This is a genomic window from uncultured Brachyspira sp. (genome assembly GCF_949287625.1).
Classification (GTDB): domain Bacteria; phylum Spirochaetota; class Brachyspiria; order Brachyspirales; family Brachyspiraceae; genus Brachyspira.
Genome location: NZ_CASEGO010000020.1, coordinates 1 through 18,542 on the forward strand (window position 1 = coordinate 1; position 18,542 = coordinate 18,542).

Here is an 18,542-nt window from a genome sequence, read left to right on the forward strand (position 1 = left end):
ATATAGTCTATCAACTTTTCCCGTTGCAAAAGAACAAATTAATAATAAGAATTCATAAAATATAAAATTAAAAAATACGTGTATAACCGTACGTTGAATGTTGAATAATATTATAAATAAAAAAGCACTTGGGTGGCAATCAGAATAATAGACAAAGCTAAAAAATAAAAACTATACATAAATAGCAGTATAATATTCAAAAATTTAAATGGTGGGAGTGAAAACAAATTCTCAAACTTTATTTTAATCCCCGCCATTTCAGATTTAAAAGCTTTATTTTTTTAATATGTTTTAATTAAATTTATGAGCCTATATTTCTTCAAGTACACCCGCCCAAGCGTTATTTAAATTTAAGACTTTCCTATACGCACGCAGAACAGATTTTTAAAATATGGCTTAATTTATAATTACAATTTTTATTACTTATAAGAATTAAGTTAAACGTGCGTTGAGCGGTATCATAAATTTAAAAAACACTTGGGTGGGAAGCCAGAATAACAGATAAAGCTAAAAAATAAAAACTATACATAAATAACAGTATAATATTCAAAAATTTAAAGGGTGGGAATAAATTTTTAAACTATACAAAAATTTACAGATATATATTACTTTATATAAAAATATATTCTTTAGTGAAGCGTATATAATGATATAAATAGCTTATATTATGTAATTATTAAGTTAATAAAACTATTTTTATAAAAATATTAATAATAATAATTGACTTTATTATATTTTAATGTTAGTATTTTTTACATATAGGTGCAGTTATAATAACTATGTATAATTTCAAAAAACTATTTTATTTTCACTTAATGATATTTTTCTATAAATATTATTTTCCCCAGAAAAACATTATATTCTAATAGTCTTTTAAATTAATCAAAATAAAATTAAAAATATAAATTAAAAAAGGATTTTTATATGCCTGAAGAAAAATCAAAAGAAGGAAAAATTTTAAAAATTTTGGATAGGATAGAGAAAGTTGGAAATTCTCTTCCAGATCCAACTACATTATTTGTGGTATTTGCTTTAATAATGCTTTTTATATCACATATATGTTTCAAATTAGGAATTTTTGTAGAGTATGAGGTGTTTGACTCAGCAAGCAGTTCATATATTACAAAAACAGTTAAAGCAGTAAGTCTTTTAACACCTGAAGGTATAAGACATATTTATACTTCTGCTATAAGCAACTTTACAAGCTTTTTCCCATTGGGAGTAGTATTTGCTATAATGCTTGGGGTTGGAGTGGCAGATGGAACTGGATTTATGTCAGCAGTGTTAAGAAAACTTGTAAAAGTAACTCCAAAACAGTTTGTTACTGCATCTGTAGTATTTTTAGGAATAATGTCAAATGTAGCTTCTTCTACAGGATATGTAGTTTTAGTTCCTCTTGGAGCTATAATATTTATGAGTTTCGGAAGACACCCTGTTGCTGGCTTGGCTGCTGCTTTTGCTGGAGTTTCTGGAGGATGGAATGCTAACTTAATAATAGGTTCTAATGACCCTCTATTTGCAGGACTTTCTACTGAAGCTGCAAGATTATTAGATCCTTCATATACTGTACAGCCTACAGGAAACTGGTATTTTATGTTTGTATCTACTTTTCTAATAACTATAATAGGAACTATAGTTACTGATAAAATAATAGAACCAAGACTTGGCAAATATAAACCTGATGAAGATTCTGTAGTTTCGGATATTGAAGCAAATGAAAAAAGAGGTATGTTGTTTGCTATTATAGCATTTATAATTTATGTAATTATAATTCTCGCTTTAGTAGTTCCTAAAAATGCCGTACTCAGAAATCCTGAAACTGGAGGAATACTGCAGTCTCCTTTTATGAGCGGTATAATAATAATGATGATGTTTGCTTTTTTAATACCAGGCTTATTTTACGGTATAGGAGCTGGTACTGTAAAATCTGACAAAGAAGTTGTAGCTTTAATGGTAAAAACTATATCTACAATATCAGAATTTTTGGTTTTATTATTCTTTGCTGCTCAGTTTGTTGATTACTTTAATTATTCAAATGTAGGGATAATACTTTCTGTAACTGGAGCTAATTTCCTAAAGTCAATAGGATTTGTTGGTATTCCTCTAATAGTTTCCTTTATTATAGTAACAGCATTTATTAATATATTCATAGCAGTAGATTCTGCTAAATGGGCTATAATGGCTCCTATATTTGTACCTATGTTTATGCAGTTGGGACTATCTCCTGAATTAACACAAGTAGCTTATAGAATAGGAGATTCAACTACAAATATAATAGCTCCTTTAATGCCGTTTTTCCCTTTGATAGTAGCATTTGTAAAAAAATATAATAAGGAAAGCGGAGTTGGAACTGTTATAACTATGATGCTTCCTTATTCCATAGCATTCTTAATAGCATGGATAATACTCTTAGTAATTTGGATGCTTATAGGATTTCCTGTTGGTATTAATGCTCCTATACATTATGGAATATGATAAGGCAATTATATAAAAATGGGATTATAATATGAAATCGAGAGTGAAAAATATAAAAAAATTATGAGAGAAGAAAACATTGATGCTTTAATAGTATCTTCTCCCGAAAATTTTCATTATGTTACTGGAACAGCTTCGCATCAGCATGCTGTTTCGAGAATGCCTGCTGTATCTATGGCGCTTGTAAATAGTGATGAGAATATTCAAACAATAGCTGTTTGTATGGATTTTGAAAAAGAGGCTTTAGAGAAAAGAGCTGATAACTGCAAAGTAGTTCAGTATGATACTGGGGTTGGTGTAAAAACCTTTGATAAACTTATAAGCAGTGAGGGTTCGCTTAGAGCTAAAAATTTTAAAAGTTTCTCAGGTTCATTGGATATTCTAGTTAGATTAATAAAAGAATACGGACTTGAAAATAAAACTATAGGATTGGAATTAGATTTTATAAGTATTAATTATTTTAATCTGTTAAGAGAAAAACTTCCTAATATCATAATAAAAAATTCCAGCCCATTATTTATAAAGGCAAGATCAGTAAAAACAAAAGAAGAAATAGATATAATAAAAAAAATAGCAAATGCTGGGGCTTTGGCTATGCTTCATACAAGTAAATTTGCTAAGCCGAATATAACAGAAAAAGAGCTTATGGATATTTATAGATTAAATGTTATGGAAAGTAAAATATGCGTACCAAGTACTTGGTCTGCTTTTTTAACGGGTAAAAATGCTTCTGCTTTGGCTATATCTGGAGATACCTCTGTTAAAGATACAGACATAATAAAATTTGACGGCGGAGTTAATGCAGAATGGGATTTTTATACTACAGATATGTCTAGATCTTGGTTTATGCCTAATGCCGATAAAGAGCTTTTTAAATTAAAAGATACTTTATATGAAGCAAGAACATTAATGATAGAAAATATAAAACCAAATGTTCCTTTTTCTGAGATATTTAATATGGGTTTTGAATACGTTAAGAAAAAATATCCAGGTTATGAAAGGGGGCATATGGGACATAGTATTAGTATGGGTCTGCAAACAGCTGAAGCACCTTTTGTATCAAAAAATGAAACAAGGCTTATAGAAGAAAATATGGTATTATGTATAGAAGCACCTTGTTATATGGAAGGTATAGGAGGTTATAATATAGAGGATATGATTGTAGTTACAAAAGATGGATGCGAAGTTATAACTGATGCTGCACCTCATTATATTGACTAGAAATATAAAAATTATAGAGAGGCTTGAGTTTAATACTTGAGCCTTTTTATTTTAACTTTATATTAAAATTGCATTGTAAAATAAAAAAGCACTTGGGTGGGCAGCCAAAACCACAGTAAAAGCTAAGAAAGAAAAAAGAATTAAAAAATAACAGTATAAAATTAAAGAATTTATAGGGTGGGAGTGAAAATAGATTTTTAAATTTTATTTAAATCCCCGCCCTTTTAGATTTAAAAGCTTTATTTTTTTAATATGTTTTAATTAAATTTATAAGTTTATATTTCTTTAAGAACACCCGCCCAAAGTATTGTTTAAATTTAAAACTTTCCTACACGCACGTAGAACTAATTTTTAAAATATAGATTAATTAATAATCAAAATTTCAATACTTATAAGAATTAAGTTAAACGTGCGTTGAAGAATATCACAAATTTAAAAAGCACTTGGGTGGGCAGCCAGAATGACAGTAAAAACTAAAAGATAAAAAGAAGTTAAAAATAACAAATAGTACCCAAAAATTTAAAGGGTGGGAGTGAAAATAGATTTTAAAATTTTATTTTAATCCCCACCCTTTTAGATTTAAAAGCTTTATTTTTTTAATATATTTTAATTAAATTTATAAGTTTATATTTCTTTAAGAACACCCACCCAAAGCTTGATTTAAATTTAAGATTTTCCTCTACGCACGTAACATGAAACATTTATATACAATACAAATTATAATTGATAATTAGTTTATATATAACAATAGATTAAACGTGCGTTTAATAATGTTATAAATTTAAAAACTATCATAAAACTTGAAATTATATATTTATCTTGTATGATATAAAAATAATTTTTAAAAATTAGGCATTAAAAAATGAAATTCGCTTACTTAATAATGGGTAAAATTTTTGACAGCAATAAAGACAGAGCATATATACATAATGAAGTATCTCAAATCATAGGCGTATCTGATATAGAAGAAGCCTGTAAAGCAGCAAAAGAACTTCAAAACGAAGGAGTTGACTGTATAGAGTTATGCGGGGGATTTGGAGAAGAAGGAGCTAGAAAAATAATAGAGGCTACAGAAAATAAAATCGCTGTAGGATTTGTAGTGCACTTAGAAGAGCAAAATGATATTTATAAAAAACTTTTTGGTAAATAAGTTATTAAGAATTAGATTTATACAAGAAACCTGTAACTATAACTATAATACCAACAAGCATAGTAAAAGGAGCTAGAAATCCCATAAAACCTTCAGGATGCTGCCCTACAAGTGCAATAAATAAAAAACTTAAAGCAAATATTACAAGCCCTATAATTAGGATAATTAAATTTTGTTTTGAAAGTTTATCATGATTATTTACCATATTTAATATACAAAAAAAGTTCATAGCTTAAAAATATGCTACAAACCTTATTATTTACTCCGTTATTTAGTTTTATTTGCTCGGGGCCGGAATCGAACCGGCACGGTCACAAGGACCAGCAGATTTTAAATCTGCTATGTCTACCAATTCCATCACCCGAGCTGGTAGTTGCTTTATATATTATCATGTTAACAAAAAAAAATCAAGTTTTATTTATAAAAAATATTCATTTATTATGAAATTATATAACATAAATAAAAATTGGGAGTCTATGGCAAGTTTACTTGGCAAAAAACTATAGCGGACAATTTTTATATATAATATGTTGACATAAGTATAAAATATTGTTAATATATTATAATCAAAAAAATTTAAAAAAATCAAGAGGTAATTAAAGAATGTTCACAGCCACATTATATGCACAAACTGCCCAAGGAGCACAGGCAGGAGGAAGCCCATTAGTATCCATCGGTATGATGGTAGTAATATTTGCTATTTTTTACTTCCTATTAATAAGACCGCAGAAACAGCAGCAAAAAAAATTGGCTCAAAGTATAGCTGAATTAAAAAAAGGCGATAAAATAATAGTATCAGGCGGTATTATAGCAGAATATATATCCGATAAAGAAGGCGGAAGAATTGCTGTAGTAAAAGTAGGTGAAAATACTAAGATGGAAATAATAAAATCTTCTATATCAGCAGTTGTTACTGAAGAGATGTTAAACCCTCCTAAAAAAGAAGAGAAAAAAGATAAAAAAGCTATAGAAGATAAAAATCAAATAAAAGAAGATTTAGAAAAAGCTCAGGCAGAAGATAAAAAAGACTGATAAAAATTAATAATACAGGACAATATAATATGAGTCATAATTTAAGACTAGCATTCATTATTATAGGACTTGCCATAATGGCTTGGTTTATTACTCCTACAGTAAGATGGTATTTTTTCACATCTGAAGACAAAAAAGAAGAAAGTAATTTGTCTTTAGATGAAATGATAGCTAAAGGCTACACTAAAAAACAAATTGACAATATTCAATCTCTTAAACGTTTAAGAAGCGAATCTGTTAATATGGGTTTGGATTTGCAGGGCGGTATAAGAATAGTACTTCAAGCAGATTTTGAAGAATATGCTGCAAGATTAGATAGAAATGCTTCTTCTCTTACAGCAGAAGAAAAAAATGATGCTATGGACAGACTTATATCAAGACTTAGGGGTAGAATTGACCAATTTGGCGTAAGTGAGGTAGGCATAAGGAAACAGGGCGAAGACAGAGTGGTTGTTGAACTTCCGGGTGCCAGAGACCCAGACAGAATAAAAAGCGTAGTATTAAGTCAGGGAGCTTTAACATTTAATTTGGTAGATGAAGAAGCTACTGCTGCTTTAACTACAAATGATATGCTTATGGGTGTATTTACAAATATGGCTAAAGTACCAGAATACGGAAAACAGCTTTATTTCTACAGCGAAAAAGATGATTTCGGCAGAAGAATAAGAGGTGCTCCTGTTATTGTTAATAAAGAACCTTCTCTTGAAGGAAGTTCTTTAGTTAATGCACAAGTAGGCGGCGGACAATTCGGAGAAGTTACCGTTGAGTTTGAACTTAATAATGAAGGTTCTGAACAGTTTGCTTTAGTTACAGCTCAAAATAAAAATAGAATGCTTGCTATAGTATTAGATGATAAAGTTATAAGTGCTCCTAATATCAATGATGAAATTAGAGGCGGAAGAGGCGTTATTACTGGAAGATTTACTTTAGAAGAAGCTCAGGATTTGGCTAGAATATTAAAAGAAGGTGCTTTGCCTCTTAATGTAAGTATAGTAGAAGAAGAAGTTGTAGGTCAGTCAATAGGAGCTGACTCTGTTAAAGCTGGTGCTACTGCTTTACTTATGGCTGCTATTTTAGTTGCTGTATTTATGATAGCAGTTTACAGACTTTCCGGCGTTTTGGCTACTATAGCTATGATTGTGAACGTTATACTTATTATAGCTGTATTATCACCATTGAGATTTACTTTAACATTACCTGGTATAGCTGGACTTATTCTTACTATAGGTATGGCTGTTGATGCTAATGTTATTATATTTGAACGTATAAAAGATGAATTAAAAATTAAATCAAATGTTGCTGATGCTATTATATCTGGTTATGACAGAGCATTTGCTACAATATTTGACTCTAACATTACAACTATTATTGTAGCTTTAATACTTTGGATATTCGGAAGCGGTCCAGTACAAGGGTTTGCCATTACTTTATTCTTTGGTATATTGATAAACTTATTTACTGCTGTATTCATTACTAGATACATATATGAAGAGCTTATACGTACAAAAATGCTTAAGAAAGCAGGATTCTTCTTTATATAATTATTTATATATAAAGACAAAAAGAATGAAAATTGTTTATATATAATTGCTTAAAATAAATAGGATTTTATAATGAGTGAAGATATTAAAAAAGAAAATGATAAAAAAGAAAATAATGATTTAACAAAAAATAAAATACCTTTTGTTAAATTTATGCCTATTGCTGCTGTTATATCTGCTGTATTGTTTATAGCCTCTATTGGTTTATTTGTAAGCAAACTAAACACTAATAGTTTTAACATGGGTATTGACTTTGCAGGAGGTGTGGAATTAAAGGTACAGATAAATAGTCCAGAAGTTATAAATATTGCTGAAATAAGAGCTTTATACAATAACTTTGGAACTGAAACTGTTAATATTCAGGAGCTTGAAGGAGAGGCTAATATCAATGCTTTTCTTTTAAGATTCAGAGGTTCTAATGAAGAATCCGACAGAGCTATGCAGGTACTTTATGATAAATATGGTACTGATAAAGTTAATTTAATAGGAAGCAACATCATAAGCGGTGTAGTATCTGCTGATAACTTGAAATTAGCATTCATACTTATAATTGTTTCTTGGATTATTATAATGATATACATTACTATAAGATTCAATTATAGATATGCTTTCCCTGCTATCATTACACTTATACATAATGTTGTTATAGTATTTGGAATACTCCTTTTCTTAAACAAAGAGTTTTCAGTACTTGTACTCTCATCAATGCTCACTTTGATAGGATATACTATTAACGACATCATAGTAGTATTTGATAGAATAAGAGAAAATACTGATACTAAAATACCATTTAAAGAGATTGTTAATATAAGTCTGAATAATGTTGTAGGAAGAACTATAATAACTGGTATTTCTACACTTCTTGCAGCATTAGCTATTATGATATGGGGCGGTTTCATACTTTACGATTTTGCCTTTACATTCTTCTGCGGTGTTATCATAGGTACTTATGCTAGTAACTTCATAGCAAGCGGTCTTTTAATATTATTTATGAAAACTAAAAAAGCATAAAAATATTTTAACTTTTTAATAATACAAAAAAGAGTATGCATTATTATGTATGCTCTTTTTTATTTGAATTATTTTTTATCTTTGACAAGATATTTATTTTAGTATATTATTTTTTATATCAAATAATAAACAAAAAACGGAATAAAAATTATGAGTGATATTCAAATACCAAATATTAGTATAAGTAATTTTAAATGCTTCAAAGAATTTTCTATTGACAGTTTTAAAAGGTTCAATTTAATATTCGGTAAAAATAGTGTTGGAAAAAGCAATCTTTTGGAAGCATTATATTTATACTCAAATATGTTTAGAAGTGATACAATATTATCTTCTTTTTTGCAAAGGGATATACCTCTAAATAATAATTTGGAATTAATTTTTCATAATTTTGATTATACAAACCCTATAAATATAAAAACTAATAAAAGAGAATTAAATATATATCCTATAAAATCATTAACAAATAGTCTATTAGATGGAATTTATTATCAGGTAGAAAATAATAATGGAGAAACTATAAAACTTCCAATGCTTATAAATAATAACAGACATCTTGATAATAGCTTTGTTCCTATTAATAATACTTTTATATTTGACAACAAAAAAATATTATCATCTATTATTAATGCTGCCCTATTTAATTTTTCTTTTTTAAATGATTATAGTACTTCTGAAACAAAAGTAAAAAATGAAACGATAGGAGCATTTAATAGGCTTCAAAATTTAAAAATAGATAAAACAGTTGTAGAGAGTTTAAAAGCTATAATACCAAATATAGAATCAATAAGAATATCCTCAGACAAAGTTTGCGAAGCTGATATCGGTCTTGACAGATATTTACCAATAAATGCATTGGGGAGCGGTATATTAAAAATATTCAATTATATAGTTAATGCTTCATTTCTTCCAAATGGAGTTTTATTTATAGATGAAATCGATAATGGATTTCATTACAGTTCTTTACGAAATTTATGGCTATCTCTATTTAAAGTGTCTTATTTAGGTAATATACAGATTTTTGCTACTACTCATTCCTATGAATGTATAAAGGCTTTTAATGATGTTTATAATGAAGTAAAAAATGAATACAATTCAAATGATGATATTCAGGGCATAAGAATAGAAGCGGACAAAAAAGAAAAGTATAAATATAAAGCCATAATATATAACAATGAAGAGTTAAATAATGCTATGGATAATTGGGAGGTAAGATAAAATAATGCTTAATAATCCTATGGCTAAAAAAGTTCTTCTTGTTGAAAGAAATGATGAGAGAGATTTATGCTCACTTATAATTAAAGACAAATTAAACTTAAAATATGAATCAAGTCAAAATATAAAAAACTTTATAGAAGATGATGATACTATACATATAATAACAATCAATAAAGTTGATAATAAAAATCATATTACTTCATTTATAAAAACTTCCAACTATAACAATATAGAAAAACTTGCTATTGTAGTTGATGCTGAAAGTAATGCTCAAAAAAGATTTAATATTTTTAATGATATTATAAAATGTGAATATAATCAAAACAAAAATATTTATTATGATGATTATAAAGGATTATTTATAACAGCTAAAACTGATGATAAAACTTCCGGATATTTAGAACATTTAGTAGAAAAAATAATTTTAGAAAATGATAAAGATTTATATAATGACTGCGTTAATAATTTTTTTAACTGTGCAGATAATTATATTAATCAAGGCAGTAATGAAGCCCATTTATTAAAAGCAAAAATACTGGCATTCATATCGGTAAGATGCAAAAAGAGAAATACAATAGGAGGATTATTTCAGGAATGCTCTCATTATTTAGATTCAAATATACTATCTAATTTAATTGATTTTTTAAATAATATGTTCAAATAAAAAATAGGCTTATAAAATGACTGAGAAAATTAACAATTTAAAACAATATATAAATGAAAAATTTCTCCTTACTCTCACAAACAAAGGTATATATAACAGATCAGTAAAAGACATTGATAATATTATAAATAATACCCCTGAAAAAATAAAACTTGAAGAAGCTGATAATAAAATAAAAGTTACAATAGATACAGGAGAGAAAATAGAAGTAACACTTAATGATGAAGATATAAAATTAAGCAAATGCACATGCCCGTCAAAAGATATCTGCAAACATATCATAATGTCTCTTTTATATATAGAACATTTTGATACAGAAAATAAAACAAATGATGATATAGAAAATGATAACAAAGATAATAACACAAAAGAAACAAACAATAATATAATAAATAATACATTCGATGAAGTCAAAAATATAAGTTTTGATGAAATTAGAAAATTAAGCACTAAAAGAAATTTTGAATATGCATTAGATAGGTTTTATGAAAATATTGAAGCAGATATAAAAGAAGACGCTATGCTTGAAATAAATATTCCAGAAGAAAATACAATTATTTATTTCCCTCAAAAAGACAGCATAAAAAAGGCAGTATGTTCGTGCAAAGATTCTTCACTTTGTGCCCATAAAATAATAGCAATACTGAAATACAAAGAAATGTACGGAACTTTAGAAGATATAAAAGAAGAGGATAAAGAGATAGATGAAAATATTTTAAAATTCGCAAAAAGTTTTGCAGAAAATATATTTGAAAAAGGATTTTATTCATGCAGCGAAAAAGATTTTGATATATCAGAGCAATTAAGCATAAAACTTCAAGTAAAAAATATGCCTGAAATAGCAAAGATGTTTAGAAGTATTGCTGAGAGTATTGATTCTATGATAAATAAACATGCTTCTTTTAATAAATTATTTGCATTCGCCACATTATCAAGACTTTATAATACAATACTTGTAATAGAAAAAGCAAAGAAAGAAAATGATAATAAAACTGTAAAACTACTAACTGGAGAAATTAGAAGCAAATATATAAACAGAACAAGCGGAGAGCTTTTAGGACTTGGGGCTTATCCTTGGATAAGTTCTACTGGATATTTAGGAGCTAGTGCTTATTTATATAATATTAATTCAAAAAAAGTATCTTTCTTTTCTTATGTAATACCAACATTCTATGATAATGCCAAAATATCATATGATGATGTTAGAAGCAATTACAGAAAAAAAATTCATTTTGAAAATAATATATCAATAGAAGAAATTTCTAAACATAAATTTAAATTTATAAATTATAAAGTTAATAATGAAGAGAGAATATCATCAAGTAAAAAAACTTCAGTGATACTAAATGATAGAATTAATTGTCAGCTTTTAGAAGAATTAAGAATATCAAAAAACAATGAAGAATTATTCGCTGAAAACTATAATGATATACTTAATATAGATTTTCAATATGACTACTTCAATAAAAATAACAGAGTAAAAATTATACTGGCAAAATTCCAAAAAATAGAAAACATAGAATTTAATAAAACAGAACAAATACTTTATTTTGATATAGTAAACTACACAAAAGATGATGATGAAGAGAGATTAACTTTAAATATAAAATATACATCAATTCATTCAAACGGAATCAAATATATAATGAATTATAAAAACTCGAAAATAGATAAAGATAAATTTATATTACTAGAAAAAACTAAATATTATATACGTCCAATAAGCATAATAAATATCAATGCTGTTATCAACATATTTTTTGAAGATGTTAATTAGTAGCTAAATGCTTTTTCATAAGTTCATCATGATATCCGCTTAGCATAATCTCCATTAAAGCTTTATTGAAAGTATTTAATAAATCAGTATCTTCTTTTCTGAAAGCTATAGCGTAATCTTCATCAGGATATTTTATTCCAGAAACTATTTTTATTTCATCATCATAAGCAGCAAAATGCTCGCATGTAGTTTTATCAAATACAGCCGCATCTACTTTACCTACTTTCAAAGCTAGTATAATACTGCTTCCTGTATCAAATCTTTCTATATTAATTCCATCTATTTTCGAAATCATACTGTCTGCAACAGTTCCTATTATCACACCAACATTTTTACCTATTAAATCTTCTTCTTTATTTATATTTGTATTGCTCTTATCTATAATAACTGCCTGACTGGTTGTATAATATTTATCTGAAAAATTTACGATCTCTTTTCTCTCTTCTGTTACAGTCATTCCTGCTATAATGACATCAATCTTATGAGATTCCAAAGCAGGCATAAGCTCTTCAAACTTCATAGGATTGAAATTCATTTTTAAACCTGATATTTTTGATATTTCATTCATCAAATCATAATCAAATCCGCCTATATGACCATTAGACATATAACCAAAAGGATAATCATAAACATATATACCTACATTTACAGATCTGTTAGTAATATTATCTATATTAGAGGCGGTATTATTAGAACTATTAGAGCATGACACTAATAAAATAATTGATACAATTAAAATTATTTTTTTCATCATTATTATTTCTTCCTAAAATAAATGTATATGAGATTAGATAATATAAAAGTAATTTATATATAAAAAAAGTCAAGCAATTTATTATCAAAAATACATAATGTGAACTCTTTAATTTAAATGCTTATTTATGAGCGTTTCATAAACTCCATTAGTCATTATTGTATTAAGCCCTCTATTAATCTTTTTAAGCAAAACATTATCATCTTTTCTTACAGCTATACCATAATCAAGTTCTGGAAATATAATATCTTCTGCTATTTTTATATCATTATCATATTTAATATAATTATTGCATGTAACTCTGTCAAGCATAGCAGCATCAGTATTTTCGAGTTTTAAAGAAAGCAAAGCACTTCCTGCAATATCAAACCTTAAAACATTAATATTATTTGACTTTGATATGATAGTATCAGAAATGGTATCTTTTATAACTCCGAATTATCTTTAAGTACAATAATGCTCTGAGATGAACTGTAATATTTATCTGAAAAACTCACAAGTTTTTTTCTATCTTCTGTAATGCTTATTCCAGCTATTGCAATGTCGATTATATTGTTTTGCAAAGACGGTATAAGTTCAGAAAATTGAGTTTGTATATATTCTAATTTTAAGTTTTCAGCCTTTGCTATTTCATTCATTATATCATAATCAAGTCCGCCTAAATTATCATTACTCAAATAAAGAAGAGGATAATCGTAAACATATATTCCAACTCTTACATAAGTATTATTAGAATAATCATTATATATTTCTTCTTGTTTATTAGAATTATTACTAGAATTGTTACGGCATACTGAAAAAGAAATCAGAACAAATAATGCAAATGACACAAAAATAATTATTCTCTTCATAACAAACAAATATACCACAATAAATATACATACATTAGGTATTTATTATAAAAATATAAAATATTATAAAAAAGTCAAGCTATTTTTATAAAATATATATTAATATATGCATAACTGATGAAGAAAATAATTTGCAAAAACGCACTCACTATATTATAATATATCATCAATATAATTATATTTTATTTTTAAGGATATATTTTATAAATGTCATACGCTGAAAAAATTAGAAATTTCTGCATCATAGCACATGTTGACCATGGTAAAAGCACATTAGCTGATAGAATTATAGAGCATACCAAAGCAGTATCAAGCAGAGAGATGAAAGCTCAAATATTAGATTCTATGGATATAGAAAGAGAGAGAGGAATAACTATAAAAAGCCAAGCCGTAAAACTTTCTTATGAGGCTAAAGACGGAGAAGTATATACTCTTAATTTGATAGATACTCCAGGTCATGTTGATTTTAATTATGAGGTTTCACGCTCACTTGCTGCATGCGAGGGTGCTATATTAGTAGTTGACGCTGCTCAGGGAGTGGAGGCTCAGACTATTTCTAACTTTTATCTTGCTTTTGAAAATAATTTGGAGATTGTACCTGTTATTAATAAAATAGATTTACCTGCTGCCAATATTGAACTTTGTAAGGAACAGATGGAGAAAGAGTTTGGTGTTAATAAAGATGATGTTGTACTTGCAAGTGCTAAAAATGATATAGGTATTGATGAAATACTTGAGGCAGTTGTTAAGATGATACCTTCTCCAAAAGATAATACTAATAAAAAAACTAGGGCATTGATATTTGATTCTTATTATGATCCTTTCCGCGGTGCTGTTATGATAGTGAGAATATTTGACGGCTCTATAAAAAAGAATGATAAACTTCTTTTAATGGAAACTAAAGCAGAGTATGAAGTTGAAGAATGCGGTACACTTTTGCTTGGGCTTAAATCAGCTAATGAACTTAAAAGCGGAGAAGTAGGATACATTATTGCAGGCATTAAAAATATATCCGACATAAAAATAGGAGATACTATAACGCTTGAAGAAAATCCTTCTGATGAGCCTCTAATAGGATATAAAGAAGTTCTTCCTATGGTATTTGCTGGTATATTTCCTGCTGAAGATGAAGATTATACTAGTCTTCAAAAGGCATTAGAAAAATTAAAATTAAATGATGCTTCATTAGTTTATGAGCCAGAACGCTCTATAGCTTTGGGTTTTGGGTACAGATGCGGATTTTTAGGACTTTTACATTTGGAGATTGTGCAGGAAAGACTTGAAAGGGAGTTTAATCTCAATCTTGTAATAACTAGCCCATCAGTAGAAGTAAAATTAAAACTCACAAACGGCGAGGAGAAAATTATTGACAACCCTGCAGATTTTCCTACCGCACAGTATATAGAAAAATGTTATGAGCCTTTTATAAATGCACTTATAATAGTACCTACCGATTATTTGGGAAACATTATCTCTCTCTGTATAGACAGAAGAGGTACTCAGACATCATTAAATTATTTAGATGATAAAAGAGCAGAAATTAAATTTGATTTGCCTTTAATAGAAGTAGTATATGATTTTTACGATAAATTAAAATCCATATCAAGAGGATATGCTTCATTCGATTATGATTTTTCAGACTTCAGAGAAAGCCAAATAGAAAAGATAGATATATTAGTTCATGGTGAAGTGGTAGATGCTTTATCATTTATGGCACATAGGAGCAATGCCGAAAGCAGAGGAAGACAAATCATAGAAAAATTAAAGCATCTTATTCCAAAACATATGTTCCAGATTCCATTACAGGCAGCAATAGGAGGAAGAATTATCGCCCGTGAAAACATTAGTGCTTTAAGAAAAAATGTTACAGCCAAATGTTACGGAGGAGACATCACAAGAAAAAGAAAACTTCTTGAAAAGCAGAAAGAAGGTAAAAAGAGAATGAAAGCCATAGGAAGCGTAGAGATACCTCAGGATGCATTTATAAGCGTACTTAAAACCGATGACAACAATAAATAATTTTTTATTATTATTTTTAAATATCTGGGATTTGATACGAAGCCCCGCAATATTTTAAATTAAAAAAATTAATTTTTTGTAAATTATAGTCGTTTAGGTATATACTGGAACTATTTCATTTTGTCAACTAATGTACATTATATAGAATTATCAACTTTTTTGCCGCACAAAAAAGTTGCAAAAAACGCAATTACTAAAACTTTATACTTCAAATATATGTATTAAATGTATGGTAATACCCGAAATTTGGGCTACACCTAAAGGTGGACTTCGTCAAATGCAGTCTTTTCGCCACAGGCGTACAGCGTATTGTTCTTTGTGCCACACCTGCCTACGGCACGCAGAGCGAGGCGGACAGCATCACAAAAGAAGTGGGGGTGTGGAGGCTAGTCCCCTCAAATACTGAAATTTAAAAATTAATTTTTTGACAAATTATAGTCGTTTAGGTATACACTAAAAAATATAAAATACAAAAACTTATTTACAGTTTATTTATTACTTTCAAGCATACCCTTTGTAGAAAGAACTTCATTTTTATATCTTTCATCTATTTCGCAGGCCTGTGATAAAGCACGTGCCGCACCTTTAAAAATGGATTCTATTATATGATGAGTATTTTCCCCATGAAAAGTTTTTATATGCAAAGTAATATTCATAGAATTTATAAAGGCTGTAAAAAACTCTTTGACAAGTTCTGTATCAAAATCACCAACTTTTTCATGTTTTAAATCGCTGTCAAAAACTAAATGGCTTCTTCCGCATATGTCAACGGCAGTTAAAGTTAAAGCCTCGCACATAGGCATGCAGAAATTTCCATATCTTTTTATCCCCTTCATATCTCCTAATGCTTCAGAAAAACATTTACCCAAAACTATGCCTACATCTTCAACGGAATGATGATAGTCTACATCTATGTCTCCGTTACATATCACTTCCAAATCAAATCTTCCATGACGGGCAAATAAATCAAGCATATGATTAAAAAAACCTATTTTAGTGTCATTTTTATATTTGCCTGTACCGTCAATATTAAGTTTTATTTTTATTTTAGTTTCATTAGTATTTCTTTCTATCTCAGCAGCTCTCATAATTAAATATTCTCCGTTTATAGTTGAAAATAATTATTAATACTTGATATTTATATCATTTTTAATATATAATTGCAATAATATAATTTAGGGTATTAAAAATTATGACTAAAGAAGAAGTTAGAGAAAAAATTTATAAAGATAAAAATATAGAAAGAGTAATAAAAGATAATACTGAAAGCTATTTAGATTTCTCAATATTAAAAAAATATTCTGATAATGCGGTTTCTGAATATGATTATATAGGAAAATACTCTCTTATAACAACAGAAGTATTTGAAAACGGATATGTTATTTCTGATATTCATATAAATGTTAATATGAAAGTATATGATTATATGAGTATAGGTAATAATAAAAAAGAACGCTACATTGCATCAGATAAAAATTATTTTTTGGGATTAAAATTAAAGTTCATATTAAAAAATATAGACGATGATATAGAAGACATAGAAACAGGCTGCTTCAGCGTATATGCTGTTGAAAATAATTTATAATTTTTTTTAATATCAATATTTTTTAATAAAAAGAGACCATAATAAAAAATATCATGCTCTCTTTTTTTATTTAAAAGTTAATCTATAAATTAATGCTTATAAATCGGCAGGCTCTTTCAGCAGCATCTTCTATTAACATTTTTGAGTTTTTTATAGCTTCATCAAGAGGCATAGCCCTTTTTAAAGCAGGCATAATAGAAGCAATACCTAAATCATAAACAGCTTCAGCACCATCTCTTATATCGCCAACTATAGCAATTACTGGTATATTATTAGCCCTTCTTGCTACACCAACTGGTACTTTCCCTTTTTTTGTCTGTCCGTCAATAGCTCCTTCTCCAGTTATAATAAGAGAAGCATCTTTTATCTGATCCTCAAAATCTATAATATCAAGCACAGCATCTATACCGCTTTTTAACTCAGCATTGCAGAAAGCTAAAAGTCCTCCTCCAAGTCCTCCTGCTGCACCTGCCCCTTCAATATAATCTATTTCTTTATTAAACTTTTCTTTTACAACACTCGCTATATTTTTAAGCCCATTATCGAGTATATCAAAACTCTCTTTTGTAACTCCCTTCTGCTTTCCGTATACAGCAGTAGCTCCGTTTTCTCCATAGAGCGGATTTTTAACATCGCATGCAGCACTTATTTTTATGTCAAATATTCTTTTATCAACATTGCTGTCATCTATATATTTAACTTTTATCATGTTCAAAGCAATAGCTTCAAGTTCATTATTATCCTTATCTAAAAATCTATATCCCAAAGCACTAGCCATTCCTATACCGCAGTCATTGGTGGCGCTTCCGCCTATTCCTATTAATATTTCTTTTATATTATTATTTAAAGCATCTTTTATAAGCTCTCCAGTTCCGTAAGTAGAGTATTTTAAAGGATTTCTATTTTTATCATCAACTAATGTAATACCAGATGCTTCAGCCATTTCTATAACTGCCTTATCTTTATTAATAATACCATATTTAGCTTCTACAATTTTTCCTTCAGGATTTCTTACTTTTACTTTTCTTATATTTCCTCCTGCAGCATAAAGTATAGAGTCAACAGTACCTTCGCCACCATCAGCAACTGGTATCTTTTTTATTTCAGCGTTTTTAAATACTTTTAATACCCCTTTCTCTATGCAGCTGCAAACTTCCATACTGCTTGCACTTCCCTTAAATGAATCTGGTATTATTATTATCTTTTTCATTATATTTCCTCTTAATTATAATTAATAATCACTATTA

The 18,542-nt window shown here is 28.1% G+C and carries 15 protein-coding genes, 1 tRNA gene and 1 pseudogene; 11 read left to right on the top strand and 6 right to left on the bottom strand.

Annotated elements, in window-relative coordinates; all coding sequences use genetic code 11:
- Positions 1-924 precede the first annotated feature (924 nt).
- The 3 genes from Q1X91_RS05155 (at position 925) to Q1X91_RS05165 (ending at position 4,846) form a co-directional block, all read left to right on the top strand.
- A complete protein-coding gene (locus Q1X91_RS05155) occupies positions 925-2,475 on the top strand; it encodes an AbgT family transporter (RefSeq protein WP_300754022.1) in 1,551 nt (516 codons plus the stop codon).
- 36 nt (positions 2,476-2,511) lie between these two features.
- The gene (locus Q1X91_RS05160) at positions 2,512-3,696 is read left to right on the top strand and encodes a Xaa-Pro peptidase family protein (RefSeq protein ID WP_300754069.1); all 1,185 of its coding nucleotides are present in this window, start codon (positions 2,512-2,514) and stop codon (positions 3,694-3,696) included.
- A gap of 862 nt (positions 3,697-4,558) precedes the next feature.
- Positions 4,559-4,846, top strand: coding sequence for a DUF6506 family protein (locus tag Q1X91_RS05165; RefSeq protein WP_300754024.1), 288 nt, complete (start codon positions 4,559-4,561; stop codon positions 4,844-4,846).
- Positions 4,847-4,850: 4 nt separating this feature from the next.
- Here the strand turns inward: Q1X91_RS05165 and Q1X91_RS05170 are convergent, their stop codons facing one another.
- Together Q1X91_RS05170 and Q1X91_RS05175 are read right to left on the bottom strand one after the other, a co-directional pair.
- On the bottom strand, positions 4,851-5,051 hold the full coding sequence (locus Q1X91_RS05170) for a hypothetical protein (protein ID WP_300754026.1): 201 nt from the start codon (positions 5,049-5,051) through the stop codon (positions 4,851-4,853).
- A 77-nt stretch (positions 5,052-5,128) separates the two neighbouring features.
- Positions 5,129-5,213: transfer RNA gene (locus Q1X91_RS05175), tRNA-Leu, on the bottom strand.
- A gap of 236 nt (positions 5,214-5,449) precedes the next feature.
- Here Q1X91_RS05175 and yajC point away from each other — a divergent pair.
- From yajC to Q1X91_RS05205, 6 genes are all read left to right on the top strand, one after another.
- Entirely contained in the window at positions 5,450-5,878 is a 429-nt protein-coding gene (gene yajC / locus Q1X91_RS05180; RefSeq protein WP_013114074.1) for a preprotein translocase subunit YajC, read from the top strand.
- Between the two features lie 29 nt (positions 5,879-5,907).
- Positions 5,908-7,419 (top strand): protein translocase subunit SecD, encoded by a 1,512-nt coding sequence (gene secD / locus Q1X91_RS05185; RefSeq protein WP_300754030.1) that lies wholly within the window; start codon positions 5,908-5,910, stop codon positions 7,417-7,419.
- A gap of 72 nt (positions 7,420-7,491) precedes the next feature.
- The gene (gene secF / locus Q1X91_RS05190; protein WP_300754033.1) at positions 7,492-8,430 is read left to right on the top strand and encodes a protein translocase subunit SecF; all 939 of its coding nucleotides are present in this window, start codon (positions 7,492-7,494) and stop codon (positions 8,428-8,430) included.
- A gap of 150 nt (positions 8,431-8,580) precedes the next feature.
- Positions 8,581-9,645: an ATP/GTP-binding protein gene (locus Q1X91_RS05195; RefSeq protein WP_300754036.1), complete on the top strand. Its 1,065-nt coding sequence runs from the start codon at positions 8,581-8,583 to the stop codon at positions 9,643-9,645.
- Between the two features lie 4 nt (positions 9,646-9,649).
- Positions 9,650-10,309, top strand: a complete 660-nt coding sequence (locus Q1X91_RS05200) for a DUF3226 domain-containing protein (RefSeq protein ID WP_300754038.1) — start codon at positions 9,650-9,652, stop codon at positions 10,307-10,309.
- Positions 10,310-10,325: 16 nt separating this feature from the next.
- Positions 10,326-12,086 carry an SWIM zinc finger family protein gene (locus Q1X91_RS05205; RefSeq protein ID WP_300754040.1) on the top strand — a complete coding sequence of 587 codons (1,761 nt, stop codon included), beginning with the start codon at positions 10,326-10,328 and terminating at the stop codon, positions 12,084-12,086.
- Here the strand turns inward: Q1X91_RS05205 and Q1X91_RS05210 are convergent.
- Together Q1X91_RS05210 and Q1X91_RS05215 are read right to left on the bottom strand one after the other, a co-directional pair.
- Positions 12,079-12,837 carry a transporter substrate-binding domain-containing protein gene (locus Q1X91_RS05210; protein ID WP_300754071.1) on the bottom strand — a complete coding sequence of 253 codons (759 nt, stop codon included), beginning with the start codon at positions 12,835-12,837 and terminating at the stop codon, positions 12,079-12,081. The genes Q1X91_RS05205 and Q1X91_RS05210 overlap by 8 nt on opposite strands.
- A gap of 111 nt (positions 12,838-12,948) precedes the next feature.
- A pseudogene (locus Q1X91_RS05215) lies at positions 12,949-13,691 on the bottom strand (transporter substrate-binding domain-containing protein).
- Between the two features lie 207 nt (positions 13,692-13,898).
- Here Q1X91_RS05215 and lepA point away from each other — a divergent pair.
- On the top strand, positions 13,899-15,710 hold the full coding sequence (lepA, locus tag Q1X91_RS05220; RefSeq protein WP_300754042.1) for a translation elongation factor 4: 1,812 nt from the start codon (positions 13,899-13,901) through the stop codon (positions 15,708-15,710).
- A gap of 488 nt (positions 15,711-16,198) precedes the next feature.
- Here the strand turns inward: lepA and hisB are convergent, their stop codons facing one another.
- On the bottom strand, positions 16,199-16,798 hold the full coding sequence (gene hisB, locus Q1X91_RS05225; protein ID WP_300754045.1) for an imidazoleglycerol-phosphate dehydratase HisB: 600 nt from the start codon (positions 16,796-16,798) through the stop codon (positions 16,199-16,201).
- A 104-nt stretch (positions 16,799-16,902) separates the two neighbouring features.
- On the opposite strand from hisB, the gene Q1X91_RS05230 reads away from it, so the two are divergent.
- Complete coding sequence (locus Q1X91_RS05230; protein WP_300754047.1) at positions 16,903-17,295, top strand: hypothetical protein; 393 nt, start codon at positions 16,903-16,905, stop codon at positions 17,293-17,295.
- 82 nt (positions 17,296-17,377) lie between these two features.
- Here the strand turns inward: Q1X91_RS05230 and Q1X91_RS05235 are convergent, their stop codons facing one another.
- Positions 17,378-18,505, bottom strand: coding sequence for a glycerate kinase (locus tag Q1X91_RS05235; RefSeq protein WP_300754049.1), 1,128 nt, complete (start codon positions 18,503-18,505; stop codon positions 17,378-17,380).
- Between the last annotated feature and the right edge of the window lie 37 nt (positions 18,506-18,542).